This window comes from Streptomyces sp. NRRL F-6492 (assembly GCF_001280125.1).
Taxonomy (GTDB): Bacteria; Actinomycetota; Actinomycetes; order Streptomycetales; family Streptomycetaceae; genus Streptomyces.
The window spans coordinates 111,075-133,346 of the sequence record NZ_LGEG01000255.1 but is presented as its reverse complement, the minus strand read 5'-3'; the positions used below and the strand labels follow the sequence as shown (position 1 = coordinate 133,346).

The 22,272-nt window shown below is 68.4% G+C and carries 14 protein-coding genes and 4 pseudogenes; 14 read left to right on the top strand and 4 right to left on the bottom strand.

Annotated elements, in window-relative coordinates:
* From ADL08_RS38515 to ADL08_RS29240, 5 genes are all read left to right on the top strand, one after another.
* Nucleotides 1-1,830, top strand: a 1,830-nt coding sequence (locus ADL08_RS38515; RefSeq protein ID WP_234352306.1) for an FG-GAP-like repeat-containing protein, incomplete at its 5' end; no start/stop codon positions are given.
* A gap of 112 nt (nt 1,831-1,942) precedes the next feature.
* The gene (locus tag ADL08_RS29255; protein WP_053648274.1) at nt 1,943-2,554 is read left to right on the top strand and encodes a hypothetical protein; all 612 of its coding nucleotides are present in this window, start codon (nt 1,943-1,945) and stop codon (nt 2,552-2,554) included.
* Complete coding sequence (locus tag ADL08_RS29250) at nt 2,551-4,152, top strand: serine/threonine-protein kinase (protein ID WP_053648272.1); 1,602 nt, start codon at nt 2,551-2,553, stop codon at nt 4,150-4,152. The genes ADL08_RS29255 and ADL08_RS29250 overlap by 4 nt, the downstream gene beginning before the upstream one ends.
* A gap of 155 nt (nt 4,153-4,307) precedes the next feature.
* On the top strand, nt 4,308-4,706 hold the full coding sequence (locus tag ADL08_RS29245; protein ID WP_053648270.1) for an LppU/SCO3897 family protein: 399 nt from the start codon (nt 4,308-4,310) through the stop codon (nt 4,704-4,706).
* A gap of 184 nt (nt 4,707-4,890) precedes the next feature.
* The gene (locus ADL08_RS29240; RefSeq protein WP_053648268.1) at nt 4,891-6,585 is read left to right on the top strand and encodes an FG-GAP repeat domain-containing protein; all 1,695 of its coding nucleotides are present in this window, start codon (nt 4,891-4,893) and stop codon (nt 6,583-6,585) included.
* Between the two features lie 57 nt (nt 6,586-6,642).
* Here the strand turns inward: ADL08_RS29240 and ADL08_RS36045 are convergent.
* Together ADL08_RS36045 and ADL08_RS29235 are read right to left on the bottom strand one after the other, a co-directional pair.
* Nucleotides 6,643-6,753, bottom strand: a pseudogene (locus ADL08_RS36045) (DUF397 domain-containing protein); the annotation flags it as partial.
* A 54-nt stretch (nt 6,754-6,807) separates the two neighbouring features.
* Nucleotides 6,808-7,677, bottom strand: a complete 870-nt coding sequence (locus ADL08_RS29235; RefSeq protein ID WP_234352305.1) for a GntR family transcriptional regulator — start codon at nt 7,675-7,677, stop codon at nt 6,808-6,810.
* Nucleotides 7,678-7,912: 235 nt separating this feature from the next.
* Between ADL08_RS29235 and ADL08_RS29230 the strand changes: the two genes are divergently transcribed.
* The 9 genes and pseudogenes from ADL08_RS29230 (at nt 7,913) to ADL08_RS36865 (ending at nt 14,465) form a co-directional block, all read left to right on the top strand.
* A complete protein-coding gene (locus ADL08_RS29230; protein WP_225620051.1) occupies nt 7,913-8,239 on the top strand; it encodes a hypothetical protein in 327 nt (108 codons plus the stop codon).
* A complete protein-coding gene (locus tag ADL08_RS29225; protein ID WP_053648263.1) occupies nt 8,239-8,964 on the top strand; it encodes an FtsK/SpoIIIE domain-containing protein in 726 nt (241 codons plus the stop codon). Before ADL08_RS29230 ends, ADL08_RS29225 begins: the two co-directional genes overlap by 1 nt.
* 66 nt (nt 8,965-9,030) lie before the next feature.
* The gene (locus ADL08_RS29220) at nt 9,031-9,567 is read left to right on the top strand and encodes a hypothetical protein (protein WP_053648261.1); all 537 of its coding nucleotides are present in this window, start codon (nt 9,031-9,033) and stop codon (nt 9,565-9,567) included.
* Between the two features lie 136 nt (nt 9,568-9,703).
* Nucleotides 9,704-11,038, top strand: a pseudogene (locus tag ADL08_RS29215) (replication initiator).
* Nucleotides 11,031-11,216 carry a helix-turn-helix domain-containing protein gene (locus ADL08_RS29210; protein WP_078967997.1) on the top strand — a complete coding sequence of 62 codons (186 nt, stop codon included), beginning with the start codon at nt 11,031-11,033 and terminating at the stop codon, nt 11,214-11,216. The pseudogene ADL08_RS29215 and the gene ADL08_RS29210 overlap by 8 nt, the downstream one beginning before the upstream one ends.
* A 43-nt stretch (nt 11,217-11,259) precedes the next feature.
* Nucleotides 11,260-12,324, top strand: a pseudogene (locus ADL08_RS29205) (tyrosine-type recombinase/integrase); the annotation flags it as partial.
* A gap of 82 nt (nt 12,325-12,406) precedes the next feature.
* Nucleotides 12,407-12,874: a hypothetical protein gene (locus ADL08_RS29200; protein WP_053648259.1), complete on the top strand. Its 468-nt coding sequence runs from the start codon at nt 12,407-12,409 to the stop codon at nt 12,872-12,874.
* 12 nt (nt 12,875-12,886) lie between these two features.
* Nucleotides 12,887-13,656 (top strand): IS5 family transposase gene (locus tag ADL08_RS36040; protein ID WP_234352304.1). Its coding sequence is split into 2 segments (ribosomal slippage): nt 12,887-13,196 and nt 13,196-13,656, totalling 771 coding nucleotides; the frame shifts between segments, so codons are not numbered across the junction.
* Between the two features lie 51 nt (nt 13,657-13,707).
* Nucleotides 13,708-14,465 (top strand): annotated as a pseudogene (locus tag ADL08_RS36865) (IS5 family transposase).
* Nucleotides 14,466-14,753: 288 nt separating this feature from the next.
* Here the strand turns inward: ADL08_RS36865 and ADL08_RS29170 are convergent.
* Entirely contained in the window at nt 14,754-15,035 is a 282-nt protein-coding gene (locus tag ADL08_RS29170) for a DUF6881 domain-containing protein (RefSeq protein ID WP_053648253.1), read from the bottom strand.
* Between the two features lie 2 nt (nt 15,036-15,037).
* Complete coding sequence (locus ADL08_RS29165) at nt 15,038-22,075, bottom strand: HYD1 signature containing ADP-ribosyltransferase family protein (protein WP_159043148.1); 7,038 nt, start codon at nt 22,073-22,075, stop codon at nt 15,038-15,040.
* Nucleotides 22,076-22,272: the final 197 nt, after the last annotated feature.

The following is a 22,272-nucleotide window of genomic DNA, read 5'->3' as shown; positions in this document are numbered from 1 at the left end:
CCCCGCCCCCGCCCCCCCCCGACTCCTGGACACCTCATGAAACTGAACCGGATACCGACCGCCGTGCTGGCCGGCGGACTGACCCTGCTCGGCCTGACCGCCCCGACCGCCCAGGCCGCCCCGGCCGCGCCCTCCCCCATGACGATCGTGTCGTGGAACATCTGCGGCGAGGCCGGCGGGTCGCGGGGCTCCGACGCCTTCTGCCCCTCCAGGGCCACGCTGCCCGAGAACGAGGTGAAGGTCCGGGAGATCGTCGCCCTGATCAAGGAGCAGAAGGCCGACGCGATCGTCATGCAGGAGGTGTGCGGCGCCCCGGCCGGCGTGCCCGCCGTCGTCGACGGGATCGCCCAGGTGGAGGGCTACCACCAGCGGCGCCTGAAGGAACTGCTCGGCCCGGAGGGCTGGAGCTTCGACTTCGCGCCGGTCACCCGCGACGTCGACGCCTCCGAGGGCGGCCGGCTCTACGGCAGCGCCTGCCGGGGCGAGTTGAAGGGCGGTCGGCTCGGCAACCTGATCGCCGTCAAGGGCGGGATCGCCGCCCGCGCCTCCCAGGACGCGCTGCCCGGGGTGACGCCCGACCCGGACCACCGGATCCTCCCGGTCCAGTGCGTCTCGGTGACCGGCCGGTCGACCGCCGTCTGCAACACGCACGTCATCCCCGGGTCCACGGACCCCCGGATCGGACAGCAGATCGCGAACGTCAAGGACTTCGTGGAGTCGTTCGCCGCACGGCAGGGCGTCGCCCGGGCCGCCGTGGGCGGCGACTTCAACCGCGAGGCGGAGAACTCCCTCATGGCGCCGCTGACCGGCGCCTTCGAGAACTGCGTCCACGGCGTCACCCACCACGGCTGGAACGGCACCGGCCACACCTGGCACGAGTTCGACCACCTCTTCGTCACCCGGCCGGCCACGGGCCGCGCCATCTCCTCCTGCGACATCGACGTCTCCCGCATGGACACCACGGAGAACCGGGAGGGCGTCGCCCCGAACGGCTTCTCGGACCACGCCCCGGTCGTCGTGCGCCTCGGCGACCAGCCCGCCCCGGCCCGCGTCCCCGGCGACCTGTTCGGCTCCGACGGCAATCCGGACCTGGTCACCGTCGGCACCAACGGCAAGCTGTACGTCCACCCGGGCGACGGCGCGGGCGGGCTCGGCGCCTCTCGCGAGATCGGCAACGGCGGCTGGGCCGGCGCGTCGGTGTCCCATCGGGGCGACTGGACCGGGGACGGCCGGGAGGACCTCGTCGCCCGTGTCGGCGAGCAGCTGCGGGTGTACTCGGGCGGCCTCGACGGCATCCCGAAGTCGCCCGTGACCGTGGGGACCGTCGCCGCCGACGCGCAGGTGGCCGGCGTCGGGGACGTGACGGGCGACGGCCGCCCCGACCTGGTCGTCGTGGCCGAGAACAAGCTGTGGCTGTACGAGAACGACACGGCAGCGGCCGGGAAGGCCGCCGTGAAGCCCCGCAAGGAGATCGGCAACGGCGGCTGGGCGCCGATGACGGTCACCGGGCCCGGCGACGTCACCGGCGACGGCCGCCCCGACCTCCTCGTGCGCGACACCCGCGACGGCGTCCTGCACCTCTACCGCGGACAGGCCGGCGGCACGTTCGGCGCCCGCACCGAGTACGGCCGCGGCTACACGACCGCCAACCGTCCCCTGATCGCGGGCGCGGGGGACGCCGACCGCGACGGCGGGGCCGACATGTGGGCCACCACCGGCGACGGCGCCCTGCGGTTCTACGCCGGGGGGACGACGGGCTCCAACCCCACGGACGGCCCGAGCAGCCAGGTCTCCGACAGCGGCTGGAACACCGTCACGGCCCTCGGCTGAACCCTCCGCTCCTCATCTCTTCGACAACGGTTCCGGGTATCCCGGAACCGTTGTCCGCACGGGTGTATACGCTCGTCTCCGCACCCCGATCCGTCCGAGCAGGAGCAGCAGGATGTACGGCCCCACGCAGGTCCCGCAGGTTCCGCGGCCGCCGAGGAGTTCCCTCTCCGGTGGCCGGATCGCGCTGCTCGTCCTCTTCTGCCTGCTCGCGCTGCTGAGCTGCGGCTTCCTGTCCTGGGCGCCGCTGCTCCGGCTCGCGTGCGTCACCCGCAGGGTGCGCGACTGGGTGGTGTGCGGCGTGCTGTTCGCGGGGTCGGCCGCCCTGTTCGCGTACGCGGCGGCCACCGGCGACAAGGAGGCCGGCACCGCGGAGTCGTTCGCCGCGGTCGGGGTGATGGTGACCCTGGTGGCGGGCTCGATCACGTACTACCTGTTCGGGGAGATCCGCCACGCGGAGGGCCCGCGCACCGTGCACGCGTACGGCCCGGCGGGGTACGACGCGTACGGGAGCGACGGCGTCGCCGCGACCGTCCCGCGCGCGGACGTGCGGCCGAACCCGTACACCGCCCCCGTCGCGCACCCGCCCGTCGTCCCGGGCCCCGCCACCCCCGTGCCCCAGCCGCCCGGCCCCCGCATCGACCAGGTCCGCGCCGAGCTCGACGAGCTGAGCCACCTGCTGCGCAAGGAGACCGGGGAGCCCCGGGAAGGCGACGGCGTCCGGTGAACGGGCGGGTCGTCGGCGGGCGTTACGAGCTCGCCACCGTCGTCGGCCAGGGCGGCATGGGGCAGGTCTGGACGGCGTACGACGGACGCCTCGACCGGCGGGTCGCGGTGAAGCTGCTGCGCCCGGCCGGCATGAACGGCCAGGCCTCCTCCGCCGACGAGCTGCGCCGCCGCTTCGTGCGGGAGTGCCGGGTCACCGCGCGCGTGACCCACCCCGGCCTGGTGACCGTGCACGACGCGGGCAGCGAGGGCGAGGACCTGTACCTCGTCATGCAGTACGTGGAGGGCGCGGACCTCGCCGACCACCTCGCCGAGCACTCCCCGTATCCGTGGGAGTGGGCGGTGTCCGTGGCCGCGCAGCTGTGCGCGGTGCTCGCCGCCGTGCACGCGGTGCCGATCGTGCACCGCGACCTCAAGCCCCGGAACGTGATGATCCGCCCGGACGGGACGCTGACCGTCCTCGACCTCGGCGTGGCCTCCGTCCTGGACACCGACACCACCCGGCTCACCCACACCGGCTCGCCCATCGGCAGCCCGGCGTACATGGCGCCGGAGCAGGCCATGGGCGGCGCCGTCGGCCCGGCCACCGACCTGTACGCGCTCGGCGTGCTGCTCCACGAACTCCTCAGCGGGGACGTGCCGTTCTCCGGCTCGACCGCGCTCGGCGTGCTGCACCGCCACCTGTACGACCCGCCCGTCCCGCTCCGGCGGCTGCGCCCCGAGGTCCCCGAGCCGCTGGAGGCGCTGGTGCTTCGCCTCCTCGCCAAGGACCCCCGGGACCGCCCGGCCGGCGCGCACGAGGTGTACGAGCACCTGCTGCCGCTGCTGCCCGCGCGCGGCGCCCCGGCGGGCCCGATGGACCCGACCCGGCCGTTCCTGCGCCCGCACGCGCCCTGGCCGGACCGCGCGCAGACGCCCGCGGGCCCGACCCCTCCCGTCCCGACGCCCCCCGTCCCGATCCCGCCGGTGCCCACGCACGCCCCGACCCCGGTCCCGGGCCCGCGGGCCGACCCCCGGGTGTACGACCGGTCCGCGCCGTTCGCGCGCCCGGACGTGGCCGCCGCCGTGGACGAGGTCAAGCGGCTGCTCGCGGAGGGGTCGCTGACCCAGGCCGTGGACGTCCTCGGCGGGATCCTGCCCGCGGCCGAGGCCGAGCACGGGGAGCGTTCGCCGGTCGTCCGCATCCTGCGCAAGCAGTACGCGTCGACGCTGATGGACGACGGCCAGTACCGGCGCGCGCTGCCGGAGCTGCGCCGGCTCGCGGCGGACCGCCAGGCGGAGGCGGGCCCGGCGGACCCGCAGACGCTCCAGTTCCACTACGACGCGGCGCTGTGCCTGGAGCAGCTGGGGGAGACGGCGGCCGCGCTCGCGGAGTTCCGTGCGGTCCTGCCGTACTACGAGCGGGAGCCCGCCCGCGCCTTCGACATCCGGCAGCGGATCGGGCTGCTGCTCCTGGCGGCGGGCGAGCACACGGCCGGCCGGGACCAGCTCCAGCGGCTGCTCTTCGACGCGGAGCGCGCGTACGGCCCGTACCACCCGCTTCCGGCGGAGTTGCGCAGGGCGCTGGACCACCAGCGGATGATGGGCCCGCGTCCCTGACGGGACGTCATCGGCCACGGAACGGCCTCCCTGACGGGGCGACAGGATCACGACTCGGCAAATGATCGGCAAGTGGATCTTCGTGATCCTTTTTGCCGCTTTTGGCGCATGTAACGTTCGCGTCTGATCATGTCCATACCTTCAAGGAAACCCTCATGACGACGCCGCCCGCGCCCTTCACCCCCGAGCAGCAGCCTGCCCCCGAGCAGCAGCCCGCCCCCGCGAAGAAGGGCTCCGCGATCCTCAAGAAGATCGGCGGCGTCGTCGTCGCGATCGTCGTCGCCGTCGCCGTGAAGCTCGGCCTCCCGCACCTCACCGGCGACGCCCCGGTGCACGCCGAGGCCGGCGAGTGCGTCACGGTCACCGGGCCGGACAACGACCCGAAGGTCGACACCGTCGACTGCTCCTCCGGCAAGCCCGACCTCTTCAAGGTCATCAAGGTCAACGACGACACCTTCGACCTGAACAGCTGCGGCGAGGGCCAGGCGGCGCTCGCGCAGCAGCTGGACTCGGACAAGTTCGTCCTCTGCCTGGAAGAGGTCGCCGCGAAGTAGGCGCGCGTACCTCCCGGGAAGGGCCGGAACCCGTCACGGGTCCCGGCCCTTCCCCGTCCCCGCCGGGAGCCCGGGCGAAGACCCCGCCGCGCGGCGGTGTCCGAGCCCCGTGCTACTTTCCGCGCGATTGTTCGATCGATCGACAGTGGGGGATTTTTTGAGGAAGCTTCTGGGAGCCGGTGTCGTGGCCGTGCTGCTCGCCACCGGTGGCCTCGTGGGGGCGGGGGCGGCCGTGGCCGCCGGGGACCCGACGTACTACACCGACCCGGTCACGGACAAGGTCCTCATGCCGGGCGAGGGCTGGGCGGAGCTGTCTCCGGCGGGTTCCGGCGGGCAGAACACCGGTCAGCCGGACGGCACGTTCGTCTACGCACTGAGCAAGAAGCCGCTGAAGGACGCCACGTGGTCCGGCGGCGGCCTGCCCGCCGGCCTCAAGGTGGAGCGGGCGGACGGCTGCGCGCCGAAGCCGGGGATCGCCGGGGTCTACCTGTGCGACCTGAAGGACGTGGGCTTCCCCGCGCCCGAGATCTCGACGACGGGCTCCGCCGCGAACGGCACGACGGCCTACTACGGATTCGTCTACGTGCCGCGCGGCAAGAGCGTCGACGCGGGCATCAAGGAGGCGCAGACCGCCGCCACCAAGGCGATCGGCGACCGCCGGTCGCACGCGACGGTCACGGTGAGGACCAAGGCGCACGTCGCGCAGAACACCATGACCCTGTCCACGCCGACGCTCCCGGCCGGCGGCACCGTGAAGCACACGGTGAAGCTGCACGCGGTGGACAAGGGCAAGCTGAACATGAGCCTCTCCCCCGCGCCGGGCGAACGGCGCTGGGACGAGGGCGAGCTGAAGGTGACCGTCGACGGCGTCACCGCGGCCGGTGCCGCCGGCGCCGAGTGCGACCACTCGTTCGGCGAGATCGGCTGGGGCGGCGAGATCCGCTGCGACGTCAAGGCGCCCGGCGACTACACGATCACCTACGGCCTGAAGGCGGACGCGAAGACGCCCGCCTGGCGGCTGCGCAACACCGCCGTCTACGAGGTGTACAGCTTCGGCACCGGAAACCCGGAGAAGGCCGCGGACTTCACGGTCTCCAGCCCGGTCCCGGTGGTCCCGCGCTACCAGCTCATCGGCCGCACCTCCTCCGGCGACCTGTTCTTCTACCTCGGTACGGGCAAGGCCAAGCAGCCGCTGGGCTACAGCGACCTGGTCGGCGGGCCCTCCAGCTGGAACCAGTACTCGGCGCTCACCCGGCTCGCCCCGGTGACCGTCCAGAGCACCGGCCCCGGCGCCGTGGCGCGCGACAAGAGCGGCGTGCTGTGGTTCCTCCCCACCTCCGGCGACGGCGGCATCTTCAAGGCCCCCAAGCGCGTCGGAGCCGGCTGGAACGCCTTCAACTCCCTGACCGGCGCGTCCGACCTGACCGGTGACAAGAAGGCGGACCTGCTCGCGCGGGACACGGCGGGCGTGCTGTGGCTCTACCCGGGCACGGGCAGCACGACGGCCCCCTTCGGCACCCGCGTGCGGATCGGCGCCGGCTGGGGCGGTTACAACTCGCTCGTGGGCGGCACCGACCTGACGGGTGACGGAAAGCCGGACCTGGTGGCCCGCGACACGGCCGGCAACCAGTGGCTGTACGCGGGCACGGGCACGGCGTCCCGGCCGTTCGCCGGTCGCGTCCAGACCGGCACCAGCTGGCACATCTACAACTCCGTCGTGTCGCCGGGCGACCTCAGCTCGGACGGCAAGGCGGACCTGGTCGCCCGGGACGCCTCCGGCACGCTCTGGTACTACCAGGGCACGGGCGTCGCCTCCAAGCCGTTCGGGGCCCGCGCCCGGATCGGCGGCGGCTGGCAGCGGTACAACCTGCTGTTCTGACGTCCCTGAGCAAGCGGTACGAAGCGGCCTCCGCCCCTGTGGGCGGGGGCCGTTCCGTCAGCCCCCCAGCGGCCCGCCCTTGACCCCGTCCACGAAGGACGCCCAGGCGTCGGCCGCGAAGAAGAGCGCGGGGCCGGTGGGGGTCTTGCTGTCGCGGACGGGGACGGCGGGAGGCCCGGGAGCGGTGCGACCGCAGCGCGGAGACGGACGTCAACGTCCTGCTCAGTCCGCGTCACGGCCTTCGAGGCGTTCGACACGCTCCTCCAGCTCCTCGATCCGCTCCAGGGCTCGCTCCAGCTTGTAGGCAAGATCCGCCACTTCGGCCGCAGCCGGGAACTCGTTTGGCGGGGCAGTCGACGGTTCGCCCGGCTCGTCCACCGGCTGCACCGTGACTGGCACTTCTGTGCCGAACTCGCCCCCCACGACGACATACGCCATCGAGCCGTTGCGCTGGTGGGCCTTCTTCATCCTGCCCTCCAGGGTGAGGAAGGTCAGTGCCTGGTCGGCGGATTCCGGGTCGCCGCCGATCGTGTCGACCACGTCGTCCACGGTGACCCTGGCCCCCCTGGCCAGTGATCCGTCTCTGATCTTGCGGACCAGTCGGCCGTGGATGAGCTGGGTGGCGAAGCCATGGTCGTCCCAGTCGCGTACGTAGACCTCGTCGCCGGGCAGTTCGCCGGGGTAGCGCAGGAGGAAGTTGCCGGCCAGCAGGGCGATGGCGTTGGTGACCACGTTCGGCGGCACCGCGTAACGCTCTGCTAGAATCTCGCGCGTGGGAAGCCTGGCGCCAGGCACCAGAGCGCCGGAGTAGATCTGCTGCTGGAGATCGCCGGCGACCTTTCCGAAGGCGTCCTCGAAGTCGGCCGAGCGCGTGACGAAGGTGCCGCGCCCCTGGCGGGCGATGACCCAGCCCTCGTTCCTGAGCAGCCGGATCGCCTTCTGTACGGTCAGGCTCGATGCCTTATAGGTCTGCATGAGCTGGCTCTGCGTCGGCAGGAGCTGGCCGGGCCGCAGTTCGCCGTCCCGGATCTGCTGCCGCAGGTCGTCCGCGATGCGTTCGAACGTCAAGCGCGCTTCGTCAGCAGCAGCCATGTCCATCCCTGGTCCCAGTCCGATTCCACCAGCCGCAGGCCGCCCGCTGACTGTCGTGTTTCACCAGCTCAGCGGCCTCACGGGGCCAGAGTAGCCGCCTAATGGATGGACCACCCCAAGAACGGATGGAACTCAATAGGAATGGACTTTGGATGGACCGAATGTATGGTTGCGGCACGCGATCACCCACACGAGTGACTCGCACCCCTCTACCTGGAGGTTTGCCGTGAAGACCATGCCCATCGACCAGTCCCAGGCCATGCTGATCCTGGCCTCCGAGTCGCGGCCGCACTTCAAGGACCGCGAAGGCCAGCAGCCCTCGATCGACCGGGCCACCGGCGCCCACCTGCACCTGGTGGACGTGATGTTCGCCTTCAACGGCCGCGCCGAAGTGATCACCGTGAAGGTCCCGGAGCCGGGTCTCGGCAAGGGACTGAAGGTCGGCCTGCCGGTCGTCTTCACCGGGCTTGTCGCGTCGGCCTGGGAGAACGAGATCAACGGCAAGGACCGCCACGGCATCTCCCTGCGCGCCGACGCCGTCACCGCCAAGGCGGGCGCCTGATGACCGACAACCCCCTCGGGCTCGCGCTCCTGGCCGTGGTTGGTCTCGGCGTGTTCGGGCTGCTGGGCTGGGCCGGGTACTGCTTCGCCCGCTGGTACCGGGCCGATGCCGAGACCCGGGTCAGCCTGCGGCAGGCGCGGCGGCTGCGGTGGGGTTGTAAGCGGCTCGCTCCGATGCTCGGCCTGGCAGTCAAGGACGCCACTCCCACCGTGCTCCAGCAGTACGGACCCCAGGAGCAACCCGCCAAGCCGCGCGTGCTGGTGCCGTGCCTGCGCACTCGCGCCGACGCCTTCGGCGTCACCGTCACCGCCGATGCCCTACCGCAGATCGGGCTGAGCGCCTGGCAGGACGCCAGCGAGGGCCTGTGTGACGCCTGGGGGATGCGTCGCATCCGGATCAGTCAGCCCAAGCCCGGAGTGATCGTCGCGCGCGGCTTCCGGCGTGAGCCGTTGGAGGCGGTGATCCGCTCACCACTCCTCGGCCCGGACGGCTCCCCCGCCTGCCGACCGGGGCAGTTCGTCTCCACCGATGACGTACTGCTCGGCTGGGACGAGGACGGCACCCCCATCGTGCTCAACCTCGCCTACTCCGCCCACGCCCTCGTCGCCGGCCTCACCCGCTCCGGCAAATCGATCACCGTCAACACGCTGCTCGCCTATGCCTCGCTGATGCGGGACGTGCGTCTGATCGTGATCGACCCCAACCTCGGTGCGGTCGCACCCTGATGGCGTACCGCCTACAAGGTCTCCGACGCCATCTACCCAGACGAACCCACCGAGATCCTGCGCTGGGTGCGCGAGGAGATGCAGCACCGGGAGCGGTTGTTCTGGTCCGGCAGCACCGACCGCATCACCGAGTTCAGCCCCAAGCTGCCACTGCTGCTCGTGGTGATCGACGAAGTGGCGAACTACACCCGACACCCGGACCGCAAGGCCCGCGAACGCTTCGAGGCCGAGCTGCTGGCCATCGCCAGCCAGGGCGTCAAGTTCGGCATCCGGTTGTGGCTGCTCACCCAGAAGCCCTCCGCGGACGTGCTCACCACCGCCGTACGCACCAACCTGTCCGCCCGGATCTGCCACCGCGTCGACACCGTCGAGGACTTCCTACACCTCTTCCCCGACGGCCGGGAACTGGACATCACCGCCGCCGACCGCACCATGCCCCAAGGCGTGTCCATCGCCTCCGTCGGCGACATGCGCAGCCCCGTCCGGCTGCGCTCGGTCTACCTGCCCACCGAAGCCTGCTGGCAGATCAACGACCTGATGTGCGCCGAAGGGCTCAAGGTCAGAGACCTGCCCGACCGCTTCGATCTGGACAAGGCCGCGTGACCGCCGCCTCCTGGTTCCGCTTCGCAGTGATCCCCGGCAAGGGCGTGTAGTCGCCAAACCCTCGTCCCTGCCGGGGCCTCCCTCCCATCCATCCACGGCGCACGCGTTTGCCGCAGCGCAGAGAGGTCCCGCCAGCATGCCACCGCACGACCCCACCTCCACAATCCCCCGCCCCGAAACCGCCACGGCCGCGCTGCCCACGTTCACCGGGTACCGCGACCTGCTCGGCCTGGTCCGACAGCTGACCTCGCTCGGCGGGTGCGCCCAGCCGATCCGGCTCGAAGGCCAGCGCACCGAGATCGATGCCTTCACCGGCGAGATCCTGCGCGAACTGAAATCCAAGGAACTGCCCGCCGGGCACCTTCTGGTCCGCTGCGGCAACCGCCGCACCACCCGCTGCCCCTTCTGCGCCGAGCTCTACCGCCAGGACACCTACCACCTCATCGCCGCCGGCCTGCGCGGCGGCAAGAATATCCCCGAACAGGTCACCACCCACCCCCGCATCTTCGCCACCCTCACCGCGCCCTCGTACGGCCCCGTCCACGGGCGACGCGTGGGCGGCTCCGCCCGCTGCCGCTGCGGACGCACCCACGCCAAGGACGACCCGCGCCTTGGCACGCCGCTCGCCCCCGAGTGGTATGACTACACCGGCGCGGTGCTGTGGAACGCCCACGCCCCGGCCCTGTGGGCCCGCTTCATGCTCCACCTGCGCCGCACCATCGGCGCCGTTTCCGGTGTCCCGCAACGCCTGCTCTCTAAGGTCGTCCGGGTCTCGTACGCCAAGGTCGCCGAGTACCAGCAGCGCGGACTGATCCACTTCCACGCCGTGATCCGCCTCGACGGCCCCGCAGGCCCCTACACCCCACCACCCGCCTGGGCCACCCCCGAACTCCTGGCCGACGCCATCCGGCTCGCTGCCACCCGCGCCCACATCGACGGACCCGAGATCAACGGACGCGCCCACTCCTTCACCTTCGGCCAGCAGATCGACACCAGGATCATCTGGTCCACAGCCTTCCAGGCCGGGACCACGATCACCGAGGGCAAGGTCGCTGGATACGTCGCCAAGGGCACCGAAGCCGCGACCGGCACCCTCGACCACCGGCTGAAGAGGATCACCGACCTCTGATTTGATTCCGTGCCCGAGCATGCCGCCCGCATGATCCGCACCGCCTGGGCCCTCGGCGCGCGCGACGACCTCAAGCACCTGAACCTGCGCAAGTGGGCCCACATGCTCGGCTTCCGCGGCCACTTCTCCACCAAGACCCGCGCCTACTCAACCACCCTCGGCGCCCTCCAGGCCGCCCGAGCCGCCTGGCACCGCCGCCACACCCCTCCGACCTCCCCGACCACCCTCGTCCTCGCCCACTGGGCCTACGACGGCACCGGCCTCACCCCCGACCTCGAACGCCTCGCCGCCCTCATCGGCGGCGGCCCGATGCGCGACCAGATGGTGACAGCTCGTGCGTGACGACGAACTCCTCACCGTCCCGGAAGCGATGGCCCGACTCAAGATCGGCCGCTCCGCCCTCTACGACCTCCTGCGCACCCGCCGCCTGGCCTCACTGACCATCGGCCGCGCCCGACGCATCCCCGCCCACGCCCTGGACGACTACGTCCAGCGCCACCTGGAAGAGGCATCCCGATGACCGCCCCAAGCGCAAGAAGGCCCGGGCCAACGGCGAAGGCACCATCTACCAACGCAAGGACGGCCGCTGGGAAGCTGCTGGCTACGTCCTCGCCGCCGACGGCGCCCGCAAACGCGTCCGCGTCTACGGCACCACCCGGAGAGAAGCCGCAGACAAACTCGCCGAGAAGATCGCCGACAGCAACCGCGGCCTGCCCGTCGCCACCGCCGACAGCACCGTCGGCGACTACCTCACCTACTGACTCGGCAGCGTCGCCGTCCACTGGCTCCGCGAGAACACCCACACCCGCTACGCCGCCTGCGTCCGCCTCCACCTCATCCCTGGCCTCGGCACCAAGAAGGTCGCCCGCCTCACCGCCAAGGACGTGCGCACCTTCCTCGACCGGCTCCGCACCGCCTGCCAGTGCTGCGCCCAGGGGCTAGACACCGAACGGAAGCAATGCTGCGCCATCGGCGAGTGCTGCCAGAAGCATCTGTCCGCTTTGACCGTGGCCTACGTGCACTCCGTGCTCAAGTCGGCACTGGAACACGCCGTCCGGGAGGACGAGCTGCCCCGGAACGTCGCCCGCAACGTCAAGACCACCACGTACCAGCCCAGGCGCTTCTGTCCGCTCACAGTGGCCGAAGCCCGGCAGTTCCTTGACGCGGCCCGCGCCGACCGGCTGCACGCGCTGTACGAACTCGCCCTGCGCACCGGCCTCCGCAAAGGCGAACTCCTCGGCCTCCACTGGGCAGACCTCGACCTCAACAGCGGGACCGCCAGCATCCGCCGTTCACTCCAACGCACCCGCACCGGCGGCCTCACCCACCTGCCCACCAAGACCCGGGCGTCCGAGCGCCGTATCGCGCTCCCGACCGAATGCCTCCACTCCCTCAAGGAGCACAGAGGACGGCAGGACAAGGAGCGAGAGACAGCAGGATCGGACTGGAGCGACAGCGGGCTCGTATTCACCACGCCGACTGGCCGGCCTCTCGACCCTGCCAACCTCACCCGCCGTTTCCGCAGCTTCCTCGACAGGGCCGCACTCCGACGCATCCGCTTCCACGACCTACGGCACTCGACCGCGACCCTGCTCCTGGAACAGGGCGTCGACCTCGTCGTCATTAAGAGGTCATCTCATTTGGTGAGTCCGTGCGACGATTCGTCGGCCAGTGGGAAGTCGTGAGCGGGGGGGGGGGGGGCGAAGGTAGATGGAGTACGTCAATCTCGATGCGCAGGTCGGCGACCTGTCAGGGGTCTTGGACCCGGCTCACTACCTGAGCCGCCTGCCCTTGATATCCGGTGACCTACCGTCAGGCGCCTGGGCTTTCGCCACGGACACGGACCACTACGACTTCAGTAGCAGGCGATGTGTGAAGGACCTGACGCTCAGGGCTGTCCGGGGTGCCGGCGGTGAGGAGATGGAGGTCGAGTTCCAGCACAACTGCTGGAAGCACGACCAGGACCTGTTGATCCGCTACACAGGGGTGTCCAGCTTCGTCATCGATCCCGTCGACGAGGACCGGGGAACGGACCTCGGGGCAGTGATTCTGGACGAGATCCTGCCGCACAGGGACGGCTGCAGCCACGAGATTGCCTGCTGGGATGGCACCCTCACCCTTGTCTGCCGTGACCTCCAGGCGACCTGGACTGAAACCACCTGCTCGAGCGAGTCGTAGGCGCGACAGGTCATGGGAATTGTTGAGCGGCTGGTGCCGGAGGCGCCGTTGCGGCCTCAGGGCGGTGGTCGGCGTCGGCATGGCGACCGGGAGGTGCTGGCGGCGATCGTGTTCGTGGCTACGTCGGGCTGTACGTGGCAGCAGCTGCCGACAGCGTCGTTTGGGCTGTCAGGGGCAACGGCCCATCGGCGGTTCAGTGAGTGGTCGAAGGTCCGGGTGTGGGCCAAGCTGCACCGCGTGGTGCTCGACGAGCTTGGCACCCGCGGCGAGCTGGACTGGACCCGCTGCGCGATCGACTCGGTGAACACGCGGGCCTTGAAAAGGGGGACCTGACGGGTCCGAATCCTGTGGACCGGGGCAAGTACGGCTCGAAGATCCACCTGATCACCGAGCGGGGCGGTCTGCCCATTTCCGTCGGAATCTCAGGCGCGAATCTGCACGACAGCCAGGCCCTGATCCCCCTGGTCCAGGGCATTCCGCCGATCCGATCCCGCCGCGGACGCAGGCGGCGCAAGCCGGGCAAGCTTCATGGAGACAAGGGCTACGACTACCCCCACCTGCGGCGATGGTTACGCGGACGCGGCATCACCCACCGCATCGCCCGCAAAGGGATCGAGTCCTCACAGCGGCTGGGCCGCCACCGCTGGACCATCGAACGCACCATGTCCTGGCTCGCCGGCTGCCGCCGCCTCCACCGACGCTACGAACGCAAAGCCGACCACTTCCTCGCCTTCACCAGCATCGCCTGCACCCTCATCTGCTACCGCAGACTCACCAAATGAGATGACGTCTAAAACCGTGTCCTATGTGGTGAGGCGGTCGTTGGGCTGGTTATGGGGCGGGGTACGTGGAGTTGGATTGTTCCGGACGGGTTGTGGGAGATCGCGAAGCCGCTGATCCCGCCCTCTCGGGTGCGGCCGCAGGGCGGCGGGACGCCGGACACGCCTGATGAGACCTTGTTCGCCGCGATCATCTACGTCCTGGTCAGCGGCTGTGCCTGGCGGGCCTTGCCGCCCTGCTTCGGGATATCGAAGTCGACCGCCCACCGCCGGTTCCTGATCTGGTCCAGGGCGGGAGTGTGGGGCCGGTTGCACGAGGAGATCCTGCATCGCCTCGACGACGCCGGCCTGCTCGACCTGTCCCGCGCCGTCCTCGACTCCGCCCATGGCAGGGCGAAAAAAGGGGGGTGACCTCACCGGTCCGAGCTCTGTGGACCGGGGCAAGCCGGGTTCCAAGATGCACGTCCTGTCGGACGCGAACGGACTGCCCCTCGTCGTCGGTGTCACCGCGGCCAATACCCACGACAGCCAGGCACTGAAGCCCATGGTGCTCGGTCACCAAACGAGACACGACCCCCATCGCGGCCGTCACTTCAAGCCCCGGCGTCTGCACGCCGACAAGGCCTATGACATACCTGAGCTGCGGAAATGGCTCCGAGGGAAACGCGGTGATCGAGCGGACCATGTCCTGGCTGACCGGCTACCGCCGGCTCAACCACCGCTACGAGCGCCATCCCCGCAACTACCCGGCCTTCCTCGGTCTCGCCGCAGCCCTCTGCTGCTACAAGCGACTGGTCCGCCTCACCACATAGGACACGGTCTAAGGAGCTGTTGGGCCACGCCCACATCGGCGTCTACGCACACGTAAGGCTCCGCCTCCAACGCCAGGCCATCGACACTTTCGGCAACGCCCTCGGCCAGACCGACGACGAACCGGAAGACCCACCCGCCGCAGCCGTCGTCCGCTGACGTTGCCGTCAGCGTTGCCGTCAAGGGCTCGGGGCCCTGCCGACAGTCAGCAGGGCGCCGAGCTTCTGTTATCACCGGAATGGAAGCGCTCTTTGCGCTATGGCACACCACAAGAAGAATGCAGTGGCACGTCAGGAGTTCCCGCGCGCCCCGTTCCATGCGCTCTCGAACTCTTCTGGAGTAATCACCTTGGCAGTGAACTCCGACTGGCTGTCGATTTCCTCCAGAGGCGGGAACGAGATTTCCGAGAGGCCGACAGTTCCAGTTTCGGAACTCTCATCTGCCCATTCGGATCTACCATCCCGGTAGAACTGCACCTTCCGGGTTTCGTAGCCATCGTCGCCAAGCTCGCTGAGATAGAGCACAGGATCATCAGCGAAGTCGTGATCCCATTCGACCTTAACGTACCTCACCTCTAGTTCCTTCCAGAGCCAATGATGCGACCGGTTAGACCGAGTGACCCGCTGTTTGGGATCACGAACACCCCTGGCCTACCTTCGACCACGTCGAGTCCTCTCACGTCGATTTTGATGTAGTGAGTGAACTTACGTCCGGCCCATGGGACCCGCAAGAAGGCCGCCGAGAGCTGCCCAAGCGTTTTCGTCCCCGGCCGGATATCCGTCAGGTACTGGCCATCTCCGTAGCGAGCGTCCTTCGGATTGTTCGCCTTCAGGGACGGCCACATCTCGCCACTCGAAATGATTCCGTCATGCCCCGCTTCATTCGTGTAGTGGTAGAGACTCTGCGGCCCATCAGAAGCAGCCTTTGCGGCCTCACCACAGTTATGAACGAGAACCGGCGTAGCCCCCGCCAGCACATAGTACGTGTGGATGTCAGCGACAGTGAGGTTGTGGACCACTGCTTGTTGAGTCCAGCGCTGAACTGCAGTGATCTGAACATGTGTACCCGCACTGGTTCGCAGCCATTGCCCGGGCCTTAGTTCGGTCGCATCAATCCACGCGTGAAGGCTGGGTACCCAGAAGGGGTGGTTGTCGGTTGCGGTTACGGAGGCCACGTCATCTCCGGACCGCCCATCCGTATCTATAGTGACCTTAACGAGGTTCTTCTCGCCAGATCCGATGATGGTATCGGTTACTTCCTTCTCTACCGTTTCGCCGCTCTCGGGGTCAGTCGCAAGGACCTTGTCGCCAACATCAAGATCCTGGATGGGTACAGCTCGTCCATCGGATGCCACTACCAGCGTTCCGGGGATAAAACTATTACGGCAAGGCATCAACTTCTTTGCGGCCACGGCGAGGAGCACATCGAACGCAATCTTGGCGGTGCCTTGAGCGCTTTTCTCATTAGAGAAGTCATCGACATATTCACTACCTCTAGCGAGCGCACCCTCGGCTGCTCCGGTGGCAACCGCGGAAGGATTAACGCGATTGTTTAGGTCGCTCAGGGCTTCTTTGCAGGTGCCGTCCCAGGTGATGCAGTTTCCTATGTTTGAGAATTCGGTACTCGTCGATTTCCATATCCCGGTGCCAAATTTTATTCCTTCGTCAAGAAAAGATTTTCCGAAATTCGAGAGCCAGTTACCGGAATTCTCGTTGCCGTTGCCGTTGCCGTTGCCGTTGCCGTTGCCGTTGCCGTTGCCGTTGGTTCCGCCGCCACTAGAAGGTGGGGCCGCCGACTGTCCGCCATCCGGCTTTATGTTATCGCTCGGAGTCCAGGCAGTGTCGTTCTCGCAGTGGCCATTGCCGGCGTCAAGGCAGGTTCCCGTGGGGTCAGAGAAAGTGACGGGGTTATTGGCGGCATAGGCGTACCCGCTGAGAGTCTGAAGCTTGCCGAATTCGAGGAGGGGGTCGACGCTAATGAACTGACCGAGGTTGGGGTCGTACTCGCGGGCGCCGATATGGGCGAAGCTGGTGGTGGTGTCGATGTCACCGCCGACGAAGCCCTTGTTGCTGGGCCAGAAGTAGGGGGCGGCTCCACGCTGTCCGCCGTAGGGGAGGGCCTTGCGACGATTGACTGCGAGGCTGCTGGCGGAGATGGACAGGGTGTTGGTGTTCTGGTGGTCGGAGACCAGGATGCGGACGCTGTTGTCCCTGCTGGTCCGAATCGCGGAGCCGCCGGGGACGTTGTAGTAACGCGTGCCGTTGGTGAGGGCGGCGGGGGTGGTGCCGACCTTGCGGGTGAGTTCGAGTTCCTGGCCGCCGGGCAGGTAGAGCGTGGTCTTGGTCGGCTCCCGTTTGACGATGCGGGTGCCTTCGGCGTCGTAGAGGAACGACGTGGTCTGACCGGAGGTGGTCGAGGTCTTGAGCTTGCTCTCCTCGTTCCAGGTCAGGTCCTGTACCGGGCCGGTGGCGGGAGTCTTTTTGGTGAGATTGCCGGTTGCGTCGTAGGTGTAGGCGTCCGTTCCGGTCACACCGCCGGTGGCGGTCACTGAGCGGACGGCGTGCGCCTGTGCCGCACCTGCGGCGGTGGGATAGGCGTACGTGCGGGTGGTGTCCGCGGTGATCGGACCGGCCTTGTAGAGGGTCTCGGTCTTGCGCTGGCCGGTGTCGGTGAACGTCCAAGACGTCCGGTACGGGTCGACCGTGCCCAGGTTGGGGCTCCCCACGCCGTTGACGGACTTGGTGGCGCAGGCGTCTCCGGAGGACCAGGCGTCGGTGAGGCGGCGTGCCCAGTCGTAGGTGAAGCACTGGTCGTCGGTGACGGTGCCGTCGTTCTGGGCGTCCCGGAGGGAGGTGATGTTGCCGGCCGGGTCGTAGCCGTAGGTGATGTTGGACAGGGTGGCAGGGCCGGTCGCCTCGCGGTTGATCTGGTTCTTTACCAGGCGGCGGGTGGAGGTCTCGTAGGTGAGGGTCTGGGTCACCAGCTTGCCGAGGTTGCCGAGCTGGGCCTGGGCCAGTTCACCGAAGGGGGTGTACCCGACGCCGCGCAGGTAGGCGTGGTTGAGCGAGCTGTCGACAATGGCCAGTGTGTCGTTCGAGCCGTAGTGGCTGGTGACCGTCTCGGCGGGCAGGGCGGTGGTGGCGTTGGTATTGGTGGTGCTGTAGGCGGCCGTCTTGGGCAGGCTGCTGACCGGCGTGGCCGTGGTGGCCACGGTGTAGGTGCCGGCGAGCAGTTCTTCACCGGTGACACTCGGGACGGTCACCTTGGTGCCGGTGGGCTGTCCCGCGGTGCCGTAGCCGGTGACCTCGGTGGTGTAGGCGGCGTTGGCATTGCCGGTGTCGTACCGGGTGGACTTGTGGGGCAGCCCCTTGCCGCCGGTGGCGGTGTCGTAGGTCCACTCCGCCAGCTTGGTGCCCATCACCGATCCCGAACGCAGGGTGGTCTTGCGACCCAGTTCGTCATAGGTGGTCGCCAGGGTGCCGCGCGTGTCGGTGACGGTGTCGACGCGTCCGTCGGCGTTGTAGTGCGTGGTGGTCTGACCCTTGTCGGGGTCGGTCGTGCTCAGCTGTCGTCCGCGCAGGTCATAGGTGTAGCGCCAGGTGTTGCGGCCGGACGAGTCGGTGAGCGATGCGAGAAGGCCAGCGGCGTTGTAGGTGCGTGTGGTCTTCTCGTACTGAGTGGAGGCCGCACTCGGGACGGGGGTGCGGTCCTTGTACTGGCGTTCCTCGACGGTGCGACCGCGAACGTCGGTGAGGGTGAGCGTGGCGGTGCCACCGGCGGGCGGCACCGCGGCTGTCCAGTAGTCGCCGTACGTGTGGGTGGTCTTCCACTGCGGGGCGTTCAGGGAGAGCTGGATGCTCTCCCTGACGCGGCCACGGCCGTCGTACGTCGTCTGAAGCGCTTGCGGTACCTGGTTCGGAGTGACGACGAACATCGCGGTCGTTGACAGGGCACTGCTGTTGTAGTAGGGCGCATTGGTGAGGTAGGCGCGGCCGTGCGTGTCGTAGAAGGTGTCGGTGACGACGCGGCCTGTCACACCGATGGCGTCGGACTGGGTCTGACGCGCGCGCAGGAGGGAGTCGTAGAAGGACACGCTGGTGCCCCACAGACCGTCTTCGTGGAGCTTCTTGGTGATGACGGTGGAGGGGACGGTGGCCGAGAGGTTGTAGGTGAAGGTGGCGTTGGGCTGGAGTGTCTTTGCCCGGCCGGTGCTCCACGCCTTGGTGACGCGACCCAGCGCGTCGTACTCGCTGGTGGCGGTACGACCGTTCACGTCGGTGGTGGTGAGGACGAGGCCGCGGATGCCGTCGAACGTCGTGGAGCTGTCGTGTCCCTTGGCGTTGGTGACCTTCACCGTGGTCGGCTGGGCGCCGGAGGCTGGCGTGTATGCGGTGGTGACGGGCTGGCCGTCCTGACCCTTCGCGACGAGAACGCGTCCGTACTGGTCGTAAGTGGCCTCGGAGATGGTCTCCCACGCTTGAGTGCTGTCGCTCTCGTAGCGCGCGAGTTGTTCGGCCTTGGTGACGTTGGCCTTGCCCGCGTTCGGAGCGGCGTCGAGGGCCTTTCCGTCGTAGTAGGTACGGGCGCGACTGGTGACTTCGCCGGGCCGGGCTAGGCAGGCGGCGTTGTCGGTGGTGGTGATCTCGCTGGGGTAGGAGATCAGCCAGTCGGTGGTGTCGGGGCTGACGTAGTCGGTGAGGGTGCAGCGTGCTTCGACGGTGCCGGCACCGTCGTCGGTCTCCTTGGTGAGGAGACCGTAGGTGGTGTCGTACGTGCGAGTGATGGTGAGGGTGCGCCAGCTACTGCCGTTGTCGAGGAGAGTGGCGCTTTTCTGGACTTCGGTGCCGGACAGTCGCGCCGTCTTCGCCGGAAGAGTCGGTGCTGGTGTGCCTGGCTTGTCCGGATCGGTGATGCCTTTGACGCTCTGGGTGGCCGTAGCCGCGGACTGCCAGGGGACGTACGTGGTCTTGGCGACGATTTTTCCGTTGGCGACCTCGGCGTCGTAGACGTCGGAGGTGGCGACGCGGCCGGCGAAGTCCTCGCGGTCGACGATGCCGTTGATGCTGGTGACAGCGCGGGCACTGCCGTCCGCCAGGGTGTCGCCGGCCATGCCCAGGTAGTAGGTGTTGACGGTCTTGACCCGGCTGGTATCGCCGCCGTTGTAGGTGTGGACGGTGGCGTAACCGCGGAAGACGTTCCAGGTGCGGTGCTTGTCGAGGGTGAACTCGCCGGTGTCACGGCGCCAGTGCGGACCGCTGGAGTAGGTGTAGGAGGTGACCTTGGTCTCGGAGCCGCTTCCGCCCGTGGTGTCGTTCTCGTCGATGCGGGTGACGAGGTACTTGTGGAACCAGTCCTTGACCGGGTCTACGGCGCCGTCCGGGGTCCACCAGGACGGGTAGCACCGCTTGTTGTTGCCGTCCGCTGCGGGAAGGTTCGCCGGGGTGCATTCCCTGTTGCTGTAGGTGACGAGGGTCTGGCCGCCGGTCTCGTTGGTGATCTTCGTGATGCGCTTGCGGTTGAGCGCGGGCCGGCCTTCGGCGGCGTCGACCCGGTTGGGCATGAGTTCGCCCTCGAAGAAGACCTCGTTCAGCTTGATGTCCGTGGCCGGTCCGGCCTTGGCGGTGCGCTGGATGGAGTCGAGCCACATCGAGGGGGTCGATGTGTCGCCGGTCGACGGGAAGGACTGGCTGAGAGACCAGGTGTCGACTTCCACCATGCTGGTGTCGACCAGGGAGAGGGTGTTGATGCCGGTCAGGCGCTGCTTGGACCAGAACGACGGTGAGCCTTGGAGACATTTGCCGCTGGAGGAGCAGTTCAGGTCGACGGGGGCGTCGGGCCAGTTCTCTGCGTTGGTTTCGGTGAAGGCGCAGTCGGTCGCGGTGCACCGGTTGGCGGTGGTGAAGGTGACACGACCGGCCGGGGTGGCGGTGGTGTGGGCGGCGCCTGCGCGCAAACCGTAGTCGATGCGGTTGAGATATCCGCCGCGGGTGTAGGGCTTGGGAGCGTCGGTCTTGTTGTTCTGTGCGTAGTAGCCCTGTTCCTTGGTGTAGTAGAGGGCCATGGCGTTGCCGTGGGGGTCGACGACGTAGTCGAGGTTCCAGCGCCAGCCCTGCTGCTTGGCGGAGGAGGCGAAGTCAGTGGCGTGACCCGGCTCACCGGTGTGGTTTCCGTAGACGGGCGTGGAGAAGACGGAGTTCGTCTCCTCCTTGCCGGTCGACCAGCCCGGAAGGTGGTTCTTGCCGAACCAGTACTGAGTGCCGTCGAGGGAGGTCACCTTCCAGTACTCGGAGTCCTCGTCACCGGAGTTGTTCGGCTCGGTGTCGTAGATCCGCTCGATGCGGGAGCCGTCGTCGCTCGCCAGCTTCCAGGTCTTTTGCGCGGAATCCCAGACGAGCTCGTTGGAGGAGCCGTTCAGTGAGAGGGTGGCGTTCTCCGACTTCCAGCACAGGTCGCCGGTCTTGGCGGTGTTGTTGCCGCCCTGCTTGTCGTTCTCGCAGGAGGCGTACCGGCGCTCGATGAAGCCGGGCGAGTACTCCCAACCCTCACCGATCCAGGAGGACTGGTTGTTCGTCGAGGCGGTACGGCCGTCGACCGAAGAGGAGTTGTAGGAGAGGGCGACCTTCGGCGCAAGGCCACCGGGCACAGCGGGGACATCGATGGGTACGTTCCAGCCGAAACCACCTGAGTTCCCACCCGCCGACCAGGACCCGGACAAGCCGAGCGAGCTCGCCTCGAACGACCCCTCACTGCCGCTCGTACCGGCGGTGGCCGCCAGCACGGTCGCTCCGGCCGAAGCCGCAGCAGGAACGGAAGAGACCGAGGCCGCCGCCTTCGACGGGGTGCCGATGGGCTTCACCGGGGAGACCGGGACAGGAGCGGTGAGGCTGGCGGTGAGGGTGTGAGTGGTGGTGTCGTTCTCTGTGGCCAGTGGGGTCTGCCGGCGGCACTCGGCCTTCTCCGGCGTAGTCAGCGCGCAGGCGGGCAGGGTCACCAGGCGCAGGCGCGAGGACCAGCCGGCCGCGTAGGCGCCGCGAATGGAGCTGTAGTCGACTTCCACCTCGACCGGCCTGTCGGCAGACACGGCAGTGGCGGTCGGGCGCAGGGTCATCAGGAGGCCCTCGACACCGGCGGCGCGGGCGGCGGCGCGGTCCTTCACCGCGACCTCTACGCGGGCAGGTGCGCCGGCGGTCTTCTGTGCGGTGCGAGGGGAAGAGGCTGTGAGGCGGACGAGCAGCCCGCCCACCGCAACGGCTTCCGCCGCCGCAGGGCGGAGTACGAGTTCCTCGGTTGCGGGTGCGGGCCAGGCGACAGCTGGAGCCTTCCACGAGGGAGACGGCTGTGGTCTTCGTTTCAGGCCCTTGGGTATGAAGTCGGTACCCGCGACGGACTTGGTCCGGGGCACGGACGGAGGGCCTGGGGTCTCGGCGGCGGCGGTCCATGTGGGCGCGGTGAGCAGGGAAACGCTCAGCGCCGCCGAAAGGGCGCCGATGATTCCGGTTCGCGCAGACTTCGTCAGTTTCTTTTTCCTGCGCCTGTAAAAGGGCATGGCGAAGCTATTGCGAAACAACATTGAGATCCCCACCCAGGTCTTGCGTGAAATTTTGATGATCACGCGAATCAAACACTTCCCGCGGGTGGCCGACAAGCATGATCGGGAGAAGGGTGGTCAAGTTTGTCAGGTTGGGGAACCTGCTTCTGGGTGTGACGCTCACCAAGGCGACTCAATCATCTGACCAGCGCGTTTATGGGTCATGGATGTATAAAAGCCGCATCTTCGCGTTGTTTCGCATGCGGACCTGCGGATTCCAT

Coding starts and splice junctions, on each gene's coding strand:
- ADL08_RS29235 (WP_234352305.1), bottom strand. CDS start 7,677: ATGGCTGCTGCTGACGAAGCGCGCTTGACGTTCGAACGCATCGCGGAC.
- ADL08_RS29200 (WP_053648259.1), top strand. CDS start 12,407: ATGGAGTACGTCAATCTCGATGCGCAGGTCGGCGACCTGTCAGGGGTC.
- ADL08_RS29230 (WP_225620051.1), top strand. CDS start 7,913: ATGCCCATCGACCAGTCCCAGGCCATGCTGATCCTGGCCTCCGAGTCG.
- ADL08_RS29255 (WP_053648274.1), top strand. CDS start 1,943: ATGTACGGCCCCACGCAGGTCCCGCAGGTTCCGCGGCCGCCGAGGAGT.
- ADL08_RS29245 (WP_053648270.1), top strand. CDS start 4,308: ATGACGACGCCGCCCGCGCCCTTCACCCCCGAGCAGCAGCCTGCCCCC.
- ADL08_RS29225 (WP_053648263.1), top strand. CDS start 8,239: ATGACCGACAACCCCCTCGGGCTCGCGCTCCTGGCCGTGGTTGGTCTC.